This is a genomic window from Streptomyces sp. JJ38 (assembly GCF_019303475.1).
Taxonomy (GTDB): Bacteria; Actinomycetota; Actinomycetes; order Streptomycetales; family Streptomycetaceae; genus Streptomyces.
This window is the reverse complement of record NZ_JABLSI010000007.1, coordinates 47,473-63,247: the sequence shown is the minus strand read 5'-3', so window position 1 is coordinate 63,247 and position 15,775 is coordinate 47,473. Positions and strand designations below refer to the sequence as shown.

14 protein-coding genes are annotated in these 15,775 nt (G+C 70.9%); 9 read left to right on the top strand and 5 right to left on the bottom strand.

Features of this window, described 5'->3' with window-relative positions; all coding sequences use genetic code 11:
* Positions 1-107: 107 nt before the first annotated feature.
* Both HPT28_RS05440 and HPT28_RS05435 read right to left on the bottom strand, forming a co-directional pair.
* Positions 108-1,145, bottom strand: a complete 1,038-nt coding sequence (locus HPT28_RS05440; protein ID WP_308119089.1) for a LacI family DNA-binding transcriptional regulator — start codon at positions 1,143-1,145, stop codon at positions 108-110.
* A gap of 108 nt (positions 1,146-1,253) precedes the next feature.
* Complete coding sequence (locus tag HPT28_RS05435; RefSeq protein WP_219089766.1) at positions 1,254-2,552, bottom strand: extracellular solute-binding protein; 1,299 nt, start codon at positions 2,550-2,552, stop codon at positions 1,254-1,256.
* Between the two features lie 228 nt (positions 2,553-2,780).
* On the opposite strand from HPT28_RS05435, the gene HPT28_RS05430 reads away from it, so the two are divergent.
* The 5 genes from HPT28_RS05430 (at position 2,781) to HPT28_RS05410 (ending at position 8,769) form a co-directional block, all read left to right on the top strand.
* Positions 2,781-4,061 (top strand): extracellular solute-binding protein, encoded by a 1,281-nt coding sequence (locus tag HPT28_RS05430; RefSeq protein WP_219089765.1) that lies wholly within the window; start codon positions 2,781-2,783, stop codon positions 4,059-4,061.
* 41 nt (positions 4,062-4,102) lie between these two features.
* Positions 4,103-5,116 carry a carbohydrate ABC transporter permease gene (locus HPT28_RS05425; protein ID WP_219089764.1) on the top strand — a complete coding sequence of 338 codons (1,014 nt, stop codon included), beginning with the start codon at positions 4,103-4,105 and terminating at the stop codon, positions 5,114-5,116.
* A 5-nt stretch (positions 5,117-5,121) separates the two neighbouring features.
* Positions 5,122-6,048 carry a sugar ABC transporter permease gene (locus tag HPT28_RS05420; RefSeq protein ID WP_219089763.1) on the top strand — a complete coding sequence of 309 codons (927 nt, stop codon included), beginning with the start codon at positions 5,122-5,124 and terminating at the stop codon, positions 6,046-6,048.
* Between the two features lie 64 nt (positions 6,049-6,112).
* Positions 6,113-7,738, top strand: coding sequence for a glycoside hydrolase family 13 protein (locus HPT28_RS05415; protein WP_219089762.1), 1,626 nt, complete (start codon positions 6,113-6,115; stop codon positions 7,736-7,738).
* Positions 7,735-8,769, top strand: a complete 1,035-nt coding sequence (locus tag HPT28_RS05410; RefSeq protein ID WP_219089761.1) for a LacI family DNA-binding transcriptional regulator — start codon at positions 7,735-7,737, stop codon at positions 8,767-8,769. Before HPT28_RS05415 ends, HPT28_RS05410 begins: the two co-directional genes overlap by 4 nt.
* Before the next feature lie 87 nt (positions 8,770-8,856).
* Here HPT28_RS05410 and HPT28_RS05405 read toward each other — a convergent pair whose 3' ends face one another.
* Positions 8,857-9,672: a hypothetical protein gene (locus tag HPT28_RS05405; protein WP_257578073.1), complete on the bottom strand. Its 816-nt coding sequence runs from the start codon at positions 9,670-9,672 to the stop codon at positions 8,857-8,859.
* Between the two features lie 106 nt (positions 9,673-9,778).
* Positions 9,779-10,165, bottom strand: a complete 387-nt coding sequence (locus HPT28_RS26635; RefSeq protein WP_257578072.1) for a hypothetical protein — start codon at positions 10,163-10,165, stop codon at positions 9,779-9,781.
* A 656-nt stretch (positions 10,166-10,821) separates the two neighbouring features.
* On the opposite strand from HPT28_RS26635, the gene HPT28_RS05395 reads away from it, so the two are divergent.
* Positions 10,822-11,955: a methyltransferase domain-containing protein gene (locus tag HPT28_RS05395; RefSeq protein WP_219089759.1), complete on the top strand. Its 1,134-nt coding sequence runs from the start codon at positions 10,822-10,824 to the stop codon at positions 11,953-11,955.
* A gap of 28 nt (positions 11,956-11,983) precedes the next feature.
* Here HPT28_RS05395 and HPT28_RS05390 read toward each other — a convergent pair whose 3' ends face one another.
* Entirely contained in the window at positions 11,984-12,412 is a 429-nt protein-coding gene (locus tag HPT28_RS05390; RefSeq protein WP_219089827.1) for a hypothetical protein, read from the bottom strand.
* A 666-nt stretch (positions 12,413-13,078) separates the two neighbouring features.
* On the opposite strand from HPT28_RS05390, the gene HPT28_RS05385 reads away from it, so the two are divergent.
* The 3 genes from HPT28_RS05385 to HPT28_RS05375 all read left to right on the top strand — a co-directional run bounded on the left by HPT28_RS05385 (position 13,079) and on the right by HPT28_RS05375 (position 15,721).
* Entirely contained in the window at positions 13,079-13,900 is an 822-nt protein-coding gene (locus HPT28_RS05385; RefSeq protein WP_219089758.1) for a helix-turn-helix transcriptional regulator, read from the top strand.
* The gene (locus tag HPT28_RS05380; RefSeq protein ID WP_219089757.1) at positions 13,897-14,118 is read left to right on the top strand and encodes a DUF397 domain-containing protein; all 222 of its coding nucleotides are present in this window, start codon (positions 13,897-13,899) and stop codon (positions 14,116-14,118) included. The genes HPT28_RS05385 and HPT28_RS05380 overlap by 4 nt, the downstream gene beginning before the upstream one ends.
* Before the next feature lie 301 nt (positions 14,119-14,419).
* Positions 14,420-15,721, top strand: a complete 1,302-nt coding sequence (locus HPT28_RS05375) for an ATP-grasp domain-containing protein (RefSeq protein WP_219089756.1) — start codon at positions 14,420-14,422, stop codon at positions 15,719-15,721.
* Positions 15,722-15,775 lie beyond the last annotated feature (54 nt).

Genomic DNA, 15,775 nt, shown 5'->3' with positions numbered 1-15,775 from the left:
TCTGGCAACCGACCGTCATCCCCAGGGCTGAGCCGCCCGCCCCACAGTCGTCGGGGTGTCACACCCCGCGGGGGCCCGCGCCGTGCGGGTCCACGCCGTCCAGTTTCTCAGCCCGCCGCGCCGCGCGCAGCCGCGGGGGCCGCGGCGGTTGAACCGCGAACGACCAACTCGGGGAGGAAGACGAACTCGCCGTGCGGGGCCGGGGTGCCGCCGATCTCCTCCAGCAGCGCCCGCACCGCCGCCTGCCCCATGGCGGTCACCGGCTGCCGGATCGTCGTCAGCGGGGGATCGGTGAAGGCGATGAGCGGCGAGTCGTCGAAGCCGATGACGGAGACGTCGGAGGGGACCGCGAGCCCGTGCTGCCGGGCGGCCCGGATCACGCCCAGGGCCATCATGTCGCTCGCGCAGACGACGGCGGTGCAGCCGCGCTCCAGCAGTGCGGCACCGGCCGCCTGCCCGCCCTCCAGGGTGTAGAGGGAGTGCTGTACGAGGACGTCCGCCTCCGGCCCGATCAGCCCGAGTTGTTCCGCGACGGACTGGCGGAAGCCCTCGATCTTGCGCTGCACCGGAACGAACCGGGCCGGGCCGAGCGCGAGCCCGATCCGCTCGTGGCCGAGGGACACCAGGTGCGTCACCGCCAGCCGCATGGCCGCCCGGTCGTCCGGGGAGACGAAGGCGGCCCGCAGCTTGGGGGAGAAGCCGTTGACCAGGACGTACGGGACGCCCTGCCCGCGCAGCCTCTCGTAGCGCCGCACGTCGGCCGTGGTGTCCGCGTGCAGGCCGGAGACGAAGATGATGCCGGCCACCCCGCGCTCGACGAGCATCTCGGTCAGCTCGTCCTCGGTGGAGCCGCCGGGGGTCTGGGTGGCCAGGACGGGCGTGTAGCCCTGCCGGGTCAGTGCCTGCGCGATGACCTGCGCGAAGGCGGGGAATATCGGGTTCTCCAGCTCCGGGGTGATGAGCCCCACGAGCCCGGCGCTGCGCTGCCGCAGGCGGGCGGGGCGTTCGTACCCGAGCAGGTCGAGTGCGGCGAGGACGGATTCGCGGGTGGCCGCCGCGACGCCCGGCTTGCCGTTGAGTACCCGGCTCACCGTCGCTTCGCTGACCCCCGCCTGGGCTGCGATGTCGGCTAGCCGTGCGGTCACGCTCATGGACTGTACCGGCCATGCCCCGCACCCCGCACCGCCCCCGTCCCACAGGGGACGGTCAGGGGTGGTGCGGGGTGTGAGCCTTCGTCAGCCGTGCCGGGTGCGTCAGCGGGTGACCGACCAGCCGGGCAGGAGCGAGCTCTGCCAGTCGTACGCGGTCTCCGAGAGGGCCTTCGCCGGCGGCTCGTCCCCGCGCAGGACCGCTTCCCAGCGGGGCCCGAAGCGCGCGAACAGCTCCGCGCCCTCCGGCACGGACAGCCGCGGCACGCACTTGGTGCTGGCGAAGTAGAACGAGTTGCGCACCGGGTCGGAGAGCACCGCGCGCGTGTAGGCGGCCTTGCGCGTCGGCAGCAGCCCCAGCTCCAGCGCCAGCCGCTCCTGTTGCTCGGCGGCCGTCATGAACCCGACGAAGAGCTGCGCGGCCTCCGGGTACCGGGTGCCGGCGGAGACGACGAGGTTGTGGCCGCCGGTGGGGGAGCCGCGCTCGCCCGTCGAGCCGGCGGGGATGGGCGCTATGCCCAGGTTCGCGCGGTCGGTGAAGGCCTCGCCCTCGAAGATGCCCGTCGTCGCCCACGGCCCGTCGAGGATCATCGCGACCTCGCCGCTGCGGAACGCGGACTGCATGGCGCCGTACGCGTCCTCGGCCGGGGGCTTGCGCGCCGCACCGGAGGTGACGAGCTCGGCGGCGGTGGTCGCGGCCCGCACGGACGCCTCGTCGGCGATGGTGATGCGCGACCGGTCCGGGTCGAGGAGGTCGCTCCCCTCGCCGTAGAGGAAGGGCAGGGCGTAGTAGGGGTCGGTGTTGAGGGCGACGCCGTCGACCCCCGTGACCTCCTTGATCTCGAGGGCCGCGTCCCGCAGGGCCTCCCAGGTGTCCGGGGGACGGGTGAGCCCGGCCTCGGCGAACAGCTCCTTGTTGTAGAGGAGGGCGAGGGGGTCGGTGACCTGCGGCGCGCCGAAGGTGCGGCCGTCGTATACGACCGAGGCCGTGGTCGTCTCCAGGAAGCCCTCGGGTTCCGGGACGGCCGGGGTGCCGGTGAGGTCGGCCAGCAGTCCGTCCTGGACGAAACCGGCCATCCAGCCGACGTCGGCCCGCAGCACGTCCGGGACCTCGCCGCCGTCGCGCACCGCGTCCCGGTACTTCTGCTGGGCTTCGAAGAAGTCGACGTTCACGTAGCTGACGTCGATCCCCGGGTGCTCCTTCTCGAACTCCGCGACGAGCCGGTGGACGGCGGGCGCCTCGGTCGGCCCCGACGTGTCCCACCAGGTGATACTGCCCGTCACGTCCGCCGGGTCCGGGCCAGGGGCCGTGCCGCACCCCGCCACCCCGGCCGCCAGCGCCAGTGTGGTGAGTGCCGCCGCGGCGGCACTGCCCGGGCCGCTGTGACCTCTTCGTCGCCTCATCGATATCTCCCCTTTGCCCGTTCGTTCGCTGGGCTCGGAGGAACCTAGCAGGGCTGCAAGCTCTTGCGTAAGTGGCTGAAACCAGAGTTTCGGAAAGTTGCCGCAAGGTCTTTCGCAAAGCTTGCAGCCCTGTTACGTTCCTGCTCGGCCCGCAGCCGCCCGGGGCGCGGCCGAAAGGAAGCGGTCCTGGCTTCCGATCGGGCTCACCACTCTTGGAGGACTTTCATCATGCGGCGTGGCATAGGCACCACCGCCCTCGTGGCGGCCATCGCTCTTGCGGCAACGGCTTGCGGAAGCGACGACGGCGACGGCGGCAACGGCTCCGGCAAGGACGCCTCCGGCGAGCTGTCCGGCACCGTCACCTTCTGGGACACCTCGAACGAGGCGGAGAAGGGCGTCTTCGAGACGCTCGCCGAGGACTTCGAGAAGAAGCACCCCAAGGTCGACGTGAAGTACGTCAACATCGGCTTCGACGACGCCCAGAACAAGTTCAAGAACGCCGCCAACGCGGGCGAGGCGCCCGAGGTCATGCGCACCGAGGTGGCCTGGGTCTCGGACTTCGCCAGCCTCCAGCTCATCGAGCCGCTGGGTGACGTCGTCGAGGACGAGGACGACTACCTGCCGCAGGCCTGGGGCTCCACCCAGTACGAGGGTGAGACCTACGCCCTGCCCCAGGTCACCGACACCCTGGCGCTCTTCTACAACAAGGAGCTGCTGAAGAAGGCGGGCGTCGAGGTGCCGACCTCGATCGAGGAGCTGAAGAACTCCGCCGACGCCATCAAGGACGAGGCCGGGGTCACCCCGCTCTACCTGCGCGGCGACGACTCCTACTGGTTCCTCCCCTACCTCTACGGCGAGGGCGGCGACCTGGTGGACGCCGGCGCCGAGAAGGTGACGATCGGCGACCCCGCCGGCGTCGCGGCCTTCGAGACCGTCAAGGACCTGCTGGACTCCGGCGTCGCCGAGACGGACCTCACCGACGGCTACGCCAACCAGGAGCGGGCCTTCAACAACGGCGACGTCGCCATGATGGTCAACGGCCCCTGGGCCATCGCGGGCACCCTCGCCGGCGAGCAGTTCAAGGACAACCCCGACAACCTGGGTGTGGCCCCGGTGTTCGCGGGCAGCGAGGGCCAGGGCGCCCCGCAGGGCGGGTGGAACCTCTCGGTCTACGCCGGCACCGCGCCCGAGAACATGGACGCGGCCAAGGCCTTCGCCGCCTACATGTCCTCGCCCGAGGTGCAGCAGCGCACCACGGAGGAGCTGAGCCTCCTGCCCACCCGCACCTCCGTCTACGAGGTGGACTCGGTCAAGAACAACCAGATGGTCCAGTTCTTCAAGCCCGCCGTCGACAAGGCCGTGCAGCGCGCCTGGATTCCGCAGGCCGCCTCCCTGTTCGACCCGCTCAACAAGGAACTGGCCAAGGTGATCAAGGACGCCGCCTCCCCGAAGGGCGCCGCCGAGTCCACCGCCAAGGAGTACCGCAAGCTCCTCGAGGGCTGGAAGTAACGGACAGGGCCCGGACGGGAAGAGAAGGCTGACGGAGGATCATGGCTGTCGACACCGGTCAGCCGGTGACGAAGGCCGCGGACGGTGACACCACCGTTCGCGGCCCTCGCCGCGGGGCTGACGCGAGCACACCGGCACGCATCCGGCGCGCCCTCGCCAAGCACTGGTACGCGTGGACGATGGTCGCCCCGGTGGTGATCGTCATCGGCGTGATCATCGGGTACCCGCTGGCACGCGGCGTCTACCTGTCCATGACGGACGCCGACGAGCGCAACGTCGAACGGACCATCGGCGCCCGGACCCTGGAGGCCAGCTACGAGTTCGTCGGCCTCGACAACTACATCGAGGTCCTCACCGGCGACGTCTTCTGGAGCCGGCTGGGCTGGACGGTCGTGTGGACGGTCGCCTGCGTCAGCATCACCTTCACCCTCGGCCTGACCCTGGCCAACATGCTCAACCGCAAGCTGCGCGGCCGCGCCCTGTACCGCGTGCTGCTCATCCTGCCCTGGGGCGTGCCCGCGTTCGTCTCCGTCTTCGCCTGGCGGCTGCTGTTCAACGGCGACGGCGTCTTCAACAACGTCCTGTCCGGCGGCGGCATCGAGGGCGTCACCTGGCTCGAGGACCCCACCTGGGCCAAGGTCGCCGTCATCGCGGTCAACGTCTGGCTCGGCGTGCCCTTCATGCTCGTCGCCACCCTCGGCGCCCTCCAGTCCATCCCCGGCGAGCTGTACGAGGCCGCCGAGATGGACGGCGCCGGGCCCTGGCAGCGCTTCACCAACATCACGCTGCCCAGCATCCGCTCGGTCAGCTCCACGGTCATCCTGCTGAGCACCATCTGGACGTTCAACATGTTCCCGGTGATCTTCCTGCTCACCCAGGGCGGCCCCTACGGCTCGTCCGAGATCCTGGTGACGGAGGCCTTCAACCTCGCCTTCGTCCGCAGCCCACGCGACTTCGCGGGGTCGGCCACCTGGGGCGTGCTCATCCTGCTCATCCTCATGATCTTCGCGGTGTTCTACCGCCGCGCCCTCCGCAAGCAGGGAGAGGAGTGGTGACGGACATGACCAACCGCGCACCCGAGAAGACCCAGGACGCCCAGGACGCCCAGGACGCCCCGGGCACGCCGGCCGGTCCCGTGGCATCGCGCGGCCGCGTCCGCCGGCGCGGCGAGCGCGGCCCGGCCGCCTCCGCCGCCCTCCACCTGGGGCTGCTGGCCGCCGTCCTCGTGGCCGTCTTCCCGCCGTTCTGGCTGCTCGTGACCTCGTTCAAGCCGCGCAACGAGGCTTTCAGCCTGGACCTCGTCAAGGACTTCACCACCGAGAACTACACCCACGTCCTCGGCGAGACGGCCTTCCTCACCTGGTTCGGCAACTCCGTCCTCGTGGTGACCCTGACCGTCATCCTCGGCGTGTTCATCGCCGCCACCACCGGCTACGCGCTCAGCCGCTTCCGCTTCCCCGGCATGCGCCCGCTGCTGTGGACCCTGCTCATCACGCAGATGTTCCCGGTCGCCGTGCTGATCGTGCCGCTGTACAACCTGATGGCCAAGTTCCAGCTGCTCAACCAGCCCATCGGCCTGGTCATCACCTACCTCACCATCGCGGTGCCCTTCTGCGCCTGGATGATGAAGGGCTTCTTCGACACCATCCCCGTCTCCATCGACGAGTCGGGCCGCGTCGACGGCCTCAGCCCCTTCGGCACCTTCTGGCGGCTCGTCCTGCCGCTCGCCAAGCCCGGCATCGCCGTCACCGGCTTCTACAGCTTCGTCACCGCCTGGGCCGAGGTCGCCTACGCCTCCGCCTTCATGACCGGCGAGGACGAACTCACCCTCGCCCGCGGCCTACAGACCTTCGTCAACCAGTACACCCAGGACTGGGGCTCCATGACGGCCGCCGCCGTGCTCATCGCCGTCCCCGCCGCCCTCGTGTTCGGCTTCGCCCAGCGCTACCTGATCTCCGGAATGACCGCCGGCGCCGTCAAGTCCTGACGCCCGGCCCGGAGCCGCTGTCCGACCGCATCGCTCAACCCGCCTCACGACACCCAGGGATGACATGACCCAGCACCTCGCCGCACCCGCGCCCGGGACGGCCGTCCCGGCCGACTCGACCGACCGGCCCGGCTGGTGGCGCGACGCCGTCATCTACCAGGTCTATCCGCGCTCCTTCGCCGACGGCAACGGGGACGGCATGGGCGACCTGCCCGGCATCCGCCGCCGGCTCCCCTACCTCGCCGAGCTGGGTGTGGACGCCGTCTGGCTCAGCCCCTTCTACGCCTCCCCGCAGGCCGACGCCGGCTACGACGTCGCCGACTACCGGGCCATCGACCCCATGTTCGGCGACCTGCACGACGCCGACGCCCTCATCCGCGACGCCCACACCCTCGGCCTGCGCGTCATCGTGGACCTCGTCCCCAACCACTCCTCCGACCAGCACGACTGGTTCCGGCAGGCCCTGCGCGAGGGCCCCGGCTCCCCGCTGCGCGAGCGCTACCACTTCCGCCCCGGCAAGGGCGGACACGGCGAAGAGCCCCCCAACGACTGGGAGTCCATCTTCGGCGGCCCCGCCTGGACCCGCACCGAGAACCCCGACGGCACCCCCGGCGAGTGGTACCTCCACCTCTTCGCCCCCGAACAGCCCGACTTCAACTGGGACCACCCCGCCGTCCACGACGAGTTCCGCTCGGTGCTGCGCTTCTGGCTCGACATGGGCGTCGACGGCTTCCGCATCGATGTCGCCCATGGCATGGTCAAGGCCCCCGGCCTGCCCGACATGGGCCACGGCGGACAGCTCAAGCTCCTCGGCAACCAGGTACTGCCCTTCTTCGACCAGGACGGCGTCCACGAGATCTACCGCTCCTGGCGCCGCATCCTGGAGGAGTACGGCGGCGACCGCATCGGCGTCGCCGAGGCCTGGACGCCCAGCGCCGACCGCACCGCCCTCTACCTGCGCCCCGACGAGCTCCACCAGGCGTTCAACTTCCACTACCTCGGCGCCCCCTGGGACGCCGCCGAGCTGCGCGCCGTCATCGACGAGTCCCTGGACTCCCTGCGGCCCGTCGGTGCCGCCACCACCTGGGTGCTCTCCAACCACGACGTCGTCCGGCACCGCACCCGGCTCGACGGCGGCCTGCCGCGCGCCCGCGCCGCCAGCCTCCTCATGCTCGCGCTGCCCGGATCCGCCTACGTCTACCAGGGCGAGGAGCTCGGCCTCCCCGAGGTCACCGACCTCCCCGACGAGGTGCGCCAGGACCCGTCGTTCTTCAAGTCCGACGGCCAGGACGGCCTGCGCGACGGCTGCCGCGTCCCCATCCCGTGGACGGCCACCGGCCCCTCCTACGGCTTCGGCACCGGCGACAGCTGGCTGCCCCAGCCCGCCGAGTGGGCCGGGCTCAGCGTCGAGGAGCAGACCGGCGACCCCGACTCCACCCTGGAGCTCTACCGCGGTGCCCTGCGCATCCGCCGCGAGCACCCCGACCTCGGCGCCGGGGACGCCGTGACCTGGCTGGACGCCCCCGAGGGCGTCCTCGCCTTCCGGCGCGGCGGCTTCGTCTGCACCGCCAACACCACCGCCGAGCCCGTCACGCTGCCCCAGACCCCGGGCACCGTCCTCCTCGCCAGCGGGCCCTGCGCCGGCGACGCCGTCCTGCCCGCCGACACCACCATCTGGTGGTCCGTGTGAGCGTCACCGAGCCGGGCGCGGCCGTCGCGCCCGCCCGGCTCGCCGACATCGCCGCCCAGGCCCAGGTCAGCGAGGCCACCGTCAGCCGCGTCCTCAACGGCAAGGCCGGCGTCGCCACGGCCACCCGGCAGAAGGTGCTGGCCGCGCTCGACGTCCTCGGCTACGAGCGTCCCGTCCGCCTGCGCCAGCGCAGCGCGGGCCTCGTCGGCCTCGTCATCCCCGAGCTGACCAACCCGATCTTCCCGGCCTTCGCCCAGGTCATCGAGCAGGCCCTCGCCGGCTACGGCTACACCCCCGTCCTGGGCACCCAGATGCCCGGCGGCGTCACCGAGGACGAACTCGTCGACCAGCTCGTCGAACGCGGCGTCACCGGCATCATCTTCATGTCCGGCCTGCACGCCGACCTCTCCGCCGACCCCGGCCGCTACACCCGCCTCGCCGGGCGCGGCGTCCCCTTCGTCCTCATCAACGGCTACAACGAACGCGTCAGCGCGCCCTTCGTCTCCCCGGACGACGACGCCGCCGCCCGCATGGCCGTCCGCCACCTCACCGACCTCGGCCACCGCCGCATCGGCCTCGCCGTCGGCCCGACCCGCTTCGTCCCGTCCCTGCGCAAGACGGAGGGCTTCACCGCCGCTGTCGCCGAGGCCGGCCCCGACGTCGAGGGCCGCGTCGAGCACACCCTCTTCACCGTCGAGGGCGGGCAGGCCGCGGCCGGCGCCCTGCTCGACGCGGGGTGCACCGGCATCGTCTGCGGCTCCGACCTCATGGCCCTCGGTGCCGTCCGCGCCGCCCGTGGCCGCGGCCTCGACGTCCCCCGCGACGTCTCCGTCATCGGCTACGACGACTCCGAGCTCATAGCCTTCACCGACCCGCCGCTGACCACCGTCCGCCAGCCCGTCCGGGCCATGGCCCACGCCGCCGTCCAGTCCCTGCTGGAGGAGATCGGCGGCAGCCCCGTCCCGCGCACCGAGTTCGTCTTCCAGCCCGAGCTCGTCGTCCGCTCCTCCACCTCCCAGGCCCCGGCCTGACCGGGGGGGCCTCCGGCCGCGAACACACCGAAGCGGAAGGGCGGTGGGCCTTGCGGTGGCCGTCCACCCGGACGATCGGCTGGAGCGTTACGGCACCAGCGGTGTGCCGGAGGTGCCCTCAGCCGTGGGGTTGCGCGTGATGGTGAGGAGGAGTGGGGACCGGATCCCGGACTGGGAGCCGGAGTCGGCGATCATCTCGCTGACCCATCCGATCGCCTCTGGTGACCACTCTGCGAGCTCTCCGCGCAGTACTACGCTGTGCAGGGGCGGCCCATTCCAGGCTCGGTCATCGAACGGCGGGTGGACGACGGCGTTCTGACCGGTCACCTCGTAGGACTCGTGTCTGAAGACGTCCTGGTCGAGGTGGACGATGCGGTCGATGAGGTCCTGTGCGGCCATCGCCACCGACTGGTCCTGACCACTGTTGACGTTGACCTCCACCTGAGTCCTCGCTTCCGCGGCGCCTTCGGCGAACCACTCCTGGGTCAGAATCGCCGGCACGGGTGCGTAGGGTGCGCGTGCCGCAGGGTCGAGCCCGTGGACCGGCAGAAGCAGCTGGATGGCGGCCAGGTCCACGGCGCCGGCCCGCGCCGTCGCGGTCTGGGCGCAGCGCAGGAACGGCTGCACCGGCAGCGGCCGGTCATCTGCCACCGCGCTGACCTCCACCTGGAACCAGGAGATCAGTCCCGCTCCGGGCACGGTGAGCGGGTGGCTCCACCCGGCATCGTTCATGGCCCACAGTCCGGGAGCGCGGGCCACCTGGTCCTCGCAGCCCCCGGCCGACCGGTCGTCGAGCCAGCCCATGGCGATCGAGTAGTGGTAGAACAGCGAAGAGGCGTCGAGCTGTGAGCCGGGGTCACGCCAGGCGTGAGGAGCCAGCGTGCCGTAGAGAGCGGCGATCATGGTTCCCGCGGTCCGTGGGACTCCGGGCATGACACCTGGCTGGGCAGGGCTTCCGCTCTCCGACACGCTGGCTCCTTCGCTCGTTGTGTGGCCGCTGCCTGGCTCCCTAGTAGACCCGGCAGTCGACCTCGGCCTGGCGGTAGGGCCGCTCGGCGGTGTCGCCCTGGCCGATCACGTCGACGTCAACGTGGTTGCGCCAGGACGTCTGTGCCCTGTTGTCGCACTTCGCACGGGCCACAGTGCGCTGACCACTGCCGGTGTAGGGCTTGAGGGTTTCCTTCTCCGAGCAGGCCTTTCGTCGCCAGGAGTTGTCCGTGTACCACTCGTAGAGGCAGTTGTACACCACAGCCCGGTTCTCGGTGCACGTTCCCTTCTTCCACCACCCGTGGCCGGAGACGTCTCCGCCGGAGTAGTGCGGGTTGTCCCTGCCGCTGTAGGGCGTGCAGCCGGCAAGCGCCGACGTGCCGGAAGTCTCCTTGGCCGCTTCCTCCATGGCGATCTCCTGGCCCGAGCTGTCCAGGTAGACCGCTGTCGCCTCAGCGCCTATTGGGGCAACGCCGGGAACGGCATCTTCGTACGAAGCGAACGAGCGCGGCGAATCGGCCGGGGCGGCGATGGCCTGAGTTCCTAATCCGAGTGTCATCGCGGCGCCGACCGCCGCGACGATGTAACGCCTCTTGGGCGTCATATTCCCTCCCCTTATTGGTTGATCAGACCATCCGAACGGAAGCGGCTTCCCGAGAAGCCCGTCAAGGCACTTCCCCTCACGGCGTGCCGGACTGACCTGTTCCCAACAGAAACGTGGCCGACATCGCTCACCCTCCTCTCGGGCTGGATCGGGCCGTCTCACTGAGGACCTTTCATCCTGGGTTTGACCCCGGGGTCGGCTGAGCGGACACGGACCCAGGCGCCGGGATGAGCGGACACCCTGCCTCGGCGGAGCTGTTTTCGGCCATGCCGTCGGGAGCCGTGGCCGGGCGGTGCCCAGCTGCGGGATGATGCCGTCGCAGAAGCCACCTGTGTCCAGGAGGTCGCTATGGGTGAGCATCGGAAACCCGAGCCGGACCCGTCGGAGGGCACCCCGCCGCCGGGGAATTCGGACGGCCAGGTACCGCCCCCTCAGCCCTCGAACGGCAAGCACAAGAAGAAGTGAGCCTCGACGCGCGCTGGCGGCGCCTGGCGGAGGAGATGGGGAACGAGGGCTGCTGGCCGACCGATTCCCCATGGGTGCGGGCGGCGATGGACACGGCCCCGCGGCACCGGTTCGCCCCGGAACGGGTCTGGGAGTGGGAGGCCACGCAGTGGGTCCCCGTGGACCGTTCCCTGTCGCCGGAGCGCTGGGCGGCGGCCGTGTACGGAGGTCCGTACGACTCGACCGTGACCCAGGTCGAGGACGGCCTGCCCTCCTCCAGCCTCTCCTGCCCCTCGGTCGTCGCCGACATGCTGGACTCGCTCGTGGTCGAGCCCGGCCACCTGGTCCTGGAGCTGGGGACCGGGTCCGGCTGGAACGCGGCACTGCTCGCCCTGCGGGCGGGTTCGGATCGGGTGACCAGCGTGGAGGTCGACCCACGACTCGCCGCCGAGGCCGCGAAGCGCCTGACGGATGCCGGGCTCGGCGTGACGGTCCAGGCCGGTGACGGCGCACTGGGCTGGCCGGACGGTGCCCCGTACGACCGGCTGATCGCCACCTACGCGGTGGACCGGGTGCCGTGGGCCTGGGTGAGACAGACCCGGCCCGGCGGCCGGATCGTGACCCCGTGGGGGCGATTGGGACACGTCGCCCTCACCGTCGCCGAGGACGGTGGATCGGCGTCCGGCTGGGTCCAGGGCCTGGCGACGTTTATGCCCAGCCGCGGCGTTGACCAGGGTCGGGCCTTCCACGAGGTCCGCCGCCGCGCCGAAGAAGCCGGAACGGAGGAGCCCTTCGCACGCTCCGCCGCCCCCTTGTCCGACCCCAGCCTCCAGTTCGCCCTGCGCGTTCAGCTCCCCGACGTGCGGGTAGCGACCCGCTCGGCCGGGAAGCTGGGAACGGCGTGGCTCCATGACGGCCACACATCCTGGGCACTCCTCACCGACCACCCGGACGGCCGCACTACGGTCGCCCACGGCGGCCCCCGCCGTCTGGACACCGAGGTCACGCTCGGCTGGGACCGATGGGAGCGGGAGGGAAGCCCGTCGCTGTACGACTTCGGCATGACGCGCACCGAGCACGACCAGTGGATCTGGAGCGACCACAACGGCATCCGCCGCCGCTGGGATCCACACCCGGCCGAGTCGCGGTAACTCCGGGAGCCTTGGTGCGGCCGGCCGTCTACGGGGCGGAGGCCCGCGCCTGCGTGCTCAGGGCCGTCGAGTTCCTCGACCGGGGGACCTCCGCCGGGATGGGCTGCGCGCACAGAGCGTAGAGCAGCTCCGCGTCACGAGCGATGACGCTCACGTGATCTCCCGCACGCAACGACGCGAGCTGCTCCGACTGCCGTTGGTGGTCTCTCAGCCATGCTCGGATGACGCCGCCGGGGTCGGGCGCGTCAGTCGGTACCGGCCGCAGCACCCACGCGGGGAATGGGCCGTGTCCTGGCACCGGGTCGAGGGCATCGGCCAGCCGCCCGGCCTGCCCCTGGAGCCAGCGCAGCGCCAGCCGTGGCGTCCAGGCGCGGTGACGGCCGAGGACGATCTCGTGCCCCGTGGCGACCGGAAGGGCGAGCGCCGAGCACAGGTAGCCGTCGGCCCCCGGGCTCACCGCCAAACCCCCGGAACGGCTCGATACGGACGGCTGATCAATTCCCGGTATGAATAATGCTCGGGGTGAGTGGAGAGGTGACGCGGAATCCATCGCTGAGCCTCTCCCGGGTCAGTGCTGGAGTCACCAGAGGCCCCGCACACGGCGCACTGCGCGCTGAACGTGATCTCCTCGGCGTCGGGTTCCCTGTCCGGCTCGATGCGGAACTCCCGGAACCGGTACGTGGCACGGGGCACGCCTTTCCCGAGCCCTTCCAGATGGGCGTCGATTTCCTGGCTCAGCCGCCGGAGGCGGCCACTCAGGCCATCGGGCGACGTCACCGGTGCGCCCCCGCCCGCACGACCGCCACCAGTGCCCTCGCCGTCTCGGGGCGGCAACGTCCCAGCTCAACGAGTGGGCTTGGCGGTTCTCCCGCGCATGAGGCCACGTCAAGGCCGAGCGGCGGCAGAACGATGCCCGCCTTCCGCAACGCCGTGGCCAGTTCGCCACACACCTGTTCGGCCAACTCGATTTCGTCCACTGCTCCCGTCCCGTCTGTCGTGATGTCACGTTTCGCATTCACAGCATTACCGGTCGGCGTAAACTCGAAAAGCGGGGACTGGATGACCAACCGCCTGTCATTCGAGGGTGGTTATGACAATCGAGCAGTCATGAGGGGAACAGATCATGGCAGTTGAAATCGAAGGGCCGGACCCTTCCTCGTCCATGCTCGCCTTCTTCGGCTCCGAGCTGCGCCGGATCCGGACGGAAGCGGGCCTTCGTCAGTGCGAGGCCGCCAAGCGGGCGCACACGACACAGTCGATGATCAGCAAGGTGGAGGCAGCCCGGCGCGTGCCCTCCGAGGAACTGTCGAAGGATCTCGACTCCGCGTTCGGTTCCGGCGGCCACTTCACCCGCCTGCACCCGCTCGTCCTCCGCTACGCCTACCCGTCCTGGTTCCTGCCCTACGTGGAGCTGGAGCGGGAGGCCATCTCGATCCGGACGTTCGAAAGCCAGGTGATCCCCGGGCTGTTGCAGACGGAGGACTACGCGCGACCTCTGCTGGCCGGGGCCCGGCCTGACCACCTGGACGACTTGGTGGCCGCACGCCTGAGCAGGCAAGAGATTCTGGACGCCGAAGAGCGTCCCCGCGCCTGGTTCGTGTTGGACGAGCAGGTTCTGCGGCGCCCCATCGGCGGTAACGCCGTGATGTCCAGGCAGCTTGGGAGGCTGCTCGACGCCGGTCGCGAACCACGCACCGTCATTCAGGTTGTGCCGGAAAGAGTCACGGCCCACCCTGGAGTCGAAGGGGCCTTCACCATGCTCACGCTCGACGACGGCCCCAAGGTGCTCTACGTGGACGGCTTCAGGAAGGGCCGGATCGAGCTGGATGCTTCCGAGGTCACCGAAGCGGCGCACGCCTATGATTTGTTGAGGGCCGTCGCTCTGTCGCATGAGGACTCTGCCGAACTGATCGGCACCTATTTGAAGAGGTACCAAGACGGATGAATACTGCAAGCGGGTTGCCGGTTTCGTGGCGTAAGAGCAGCTACAGCAGCAGCAACGGCGGCAACTGCCTGGAGGTTGGCGACGGTATGCCGGGGGTTGTCCCCGTGCGGGACAGCAAGCGGCCTCACGGCTCGGCGCTGGCGTTCGGCGTTGCGGGCTGGTCCGCCTTCGTGTCGGGTCTGACCACGGGGTCCCTCCCGGCCCTGCGGAACGAGTAGTCCGAGAAGGCAGGGCGCTGCCTGAGCCGTCACCTCATCTCCCGTGGCGGGCCATGCTGTTGGCAGCATGGCCCGGTCGCGGTCGGCTCGGTGCGGCGTAGCACCGGACGGCGCCATGGAACCACGGGGACGGCCCCCCGTGGTCACGGCCTTCCAGTCCGACGCGCAGCTTGCCTGCTGAGCTCCGGAGCCCCATCTGCCGTGCCGATCAAGGCCGTTGACACCTCGGCCGGGTCGGGAATGATGGCGGGATACCGGTGACGACATGGTCGGGGACCCCGACCGGGAGGCAGGCGAACCGATGGCACCCCATCTCCCGCTGCTGCTCTTGGGCGGAGCCCTCAAGCCGACCGGGCTGGACTGCATGGACCAGGCCGCCGAGCGGGGCATCGACGTGGTCGTCGCGGACACGGCCGACAACCTGCGCAGGGCGCCCGAGGTGGTCGAGCGTGCCCTGTACACCGTGGAGCTGACCTACTCCGACCCGGAGGAGGTCCGGGCGTGGGCCACCGCAGCCGCGGCCGAGGGCGAGCGGTACCTCGGGGTGTACGGGACGCGGGAGACGGCGGCCGAGTCCGTGGCCGCGGCCGCCGAGGTGCTGCGCCTTCCGGGCAACGGGCAGAAGGCCGTCCGCCGCATCCAGGACAAGTACGCGTGCCGGGCCGCCCTCGTGGAGGCGGGCTTCCCACAGCCGCCCTCGGCCCGGTGCCACTCGGCACAGGCCCTGCGGAGCTTCCTGGCCGCGCACCCGAAGGGGCCGTGGATCGTCAAGCCTGCCGCCGGGCGCGGCAGCGCGGGCGTGTCCCTCGTCCGGGACGCGACGGAGCTGGACGCGGCGCTCGACCACCTCATCGCCGCCCACCGCGAGCTGACGGCGGACCTGCACCGGCAGGGCGTGACCGTCGAGGCGCCGGACGCGTTCGAGGCGGGGGTGCTGGTCGAGGGGTTCCAGGAGGGGGAGGAGTTCAGCGCGGAGGGCGTCTTCGTGGACGGCGTGCCCCGGGTGCTCGCGCTCACCGCCAAGGTCACCACGGGCGGCCCGCACTTCGTCGAGCTGGGCCACTCGATGCCCGCGCCCGTCTCACCCGCGGTCGCCGAGCACGCTCAGGAGACCCTCGCCGCCGCGGCCAAGGCGCTCGGTCTGTCCTGGGGCGTGTTCCACATCGAGTTCTGGCTCACCGGCGACGGTCGGATCGTGCTCGGTGAGTTCCACGTGCGCCCCGGTGGCGACTCCATCTACGTCATGGCCCAGCGCATCACCGGTGTGGGGATGCACGGGGTGGTCTTCGACCAGCTGCTCGGCAACCCGGTCGACGCCGACTCCTGGCGCCCCCGGCATGCCGCGGCGATCCGCTTCCTCACCCCGCCCCCGGGCACGGTGGCCGACGTCGGAGGGTGGGCGGAGGTCACGTCCGCGCCGGAGTTCCTGAGCGGCAAGCTCACGTTGGAGCCGGGCAGCGAGGTGCCGCCGCTGAAGTCCTCGTTCGACCGCACGTCCTTCGTCTGCGCCAGGGGCGACACGGCGGCCGAGGCCGTCGCCAACGCCGACCGCCTCGCCAGCGCCGTGCGGATATCCCTCCGCCCCGCCCCGGCGGCTGGTTAGGCCTTTCGGGCCGCTGCCGCGACCCCGGAGTGCGACGGCCGGGCCGGTTGGCAG

What these genes read in the sequence shown, in the direction of transcription:
- HPT28_RS05435 (WP_219089766.1), bottom strand. Translation starts at nt 2,552, where the DNA reads ATGAGGCGACGAAGAGGTCACAGCGGCCCGGGCAGTGCCGCCGCGGCG.
- HPT28_RS05430 (WP_219089765.1), top strand. Translation starts at nt 2,781, where the DNA reads ATGCGGCGTGGCATAGGCACCACCGCCCTCGTGGCGGCCATCGCTCTT.
- HPT28_RS05425 (WP_219089764.1), top strand. Translation starts at nt 4,103, where the DNA reads ATGGCTGTCGACACCGGTCAGCCGGTGACGAAGGCCGCGGACGGTGAC.
- HPT28_RS05420 (WP_219089763.1), top strand. Translation starts at nt 5,122, where the DNA reads ATGACCAACCGCGCACCCGAGAAGACCCAGGACGCCCAGGACGCCCAG.
- HPT28_RS05415 (WP_219089762.1), top strand. Translation starts at nt 6,113, where the DNA reads ATGACCCAGCACCTCGCCGCACCCGCGCCCGGGACGGCCGTCCCGGCC.
- HPT28_RS05405 (WP_257578073.1), bottom strand. Translation starts at nt 9,672, where the DNA reads ATGATCGCCGCTCTCTACGGCACGCTGGCTCCTCACGCCTGGCGTGAC.
- HPT28_RS26635 (WP_257578072.1), bottom strand. Translation starts at nt 10,165, where the DNA reads ATGGAGGAAGCGGCCAAGGAGACTTCCGGCACGTCGGCGCTTGCCGGC.
- HPT28_RS05385 (WP_219089758.1), top strand. Translation starts at nt 13,079, where the DNA reads ATGGCAGTTGAAATCGAAGGGCCGGACCCTTCCTCGTCCATGCTCGCC.
- HPT28_RS05380 (WP_219089757.1), top strand. Translation starts at nt 13,897, where the DNA reads ATGAATACTGCAAGCGGGTTGCCGGTTTCGTGGCGTAAGAGCAGCTAC.
- HPT28_RS05375 (WP_219089756.1), top strand. Translation starts at nt 14,420, where the DNA reads ATGGCACCCCATCTCCCGCTGCTGCTCTTGGGCGGAGCCCTCAAGCCG.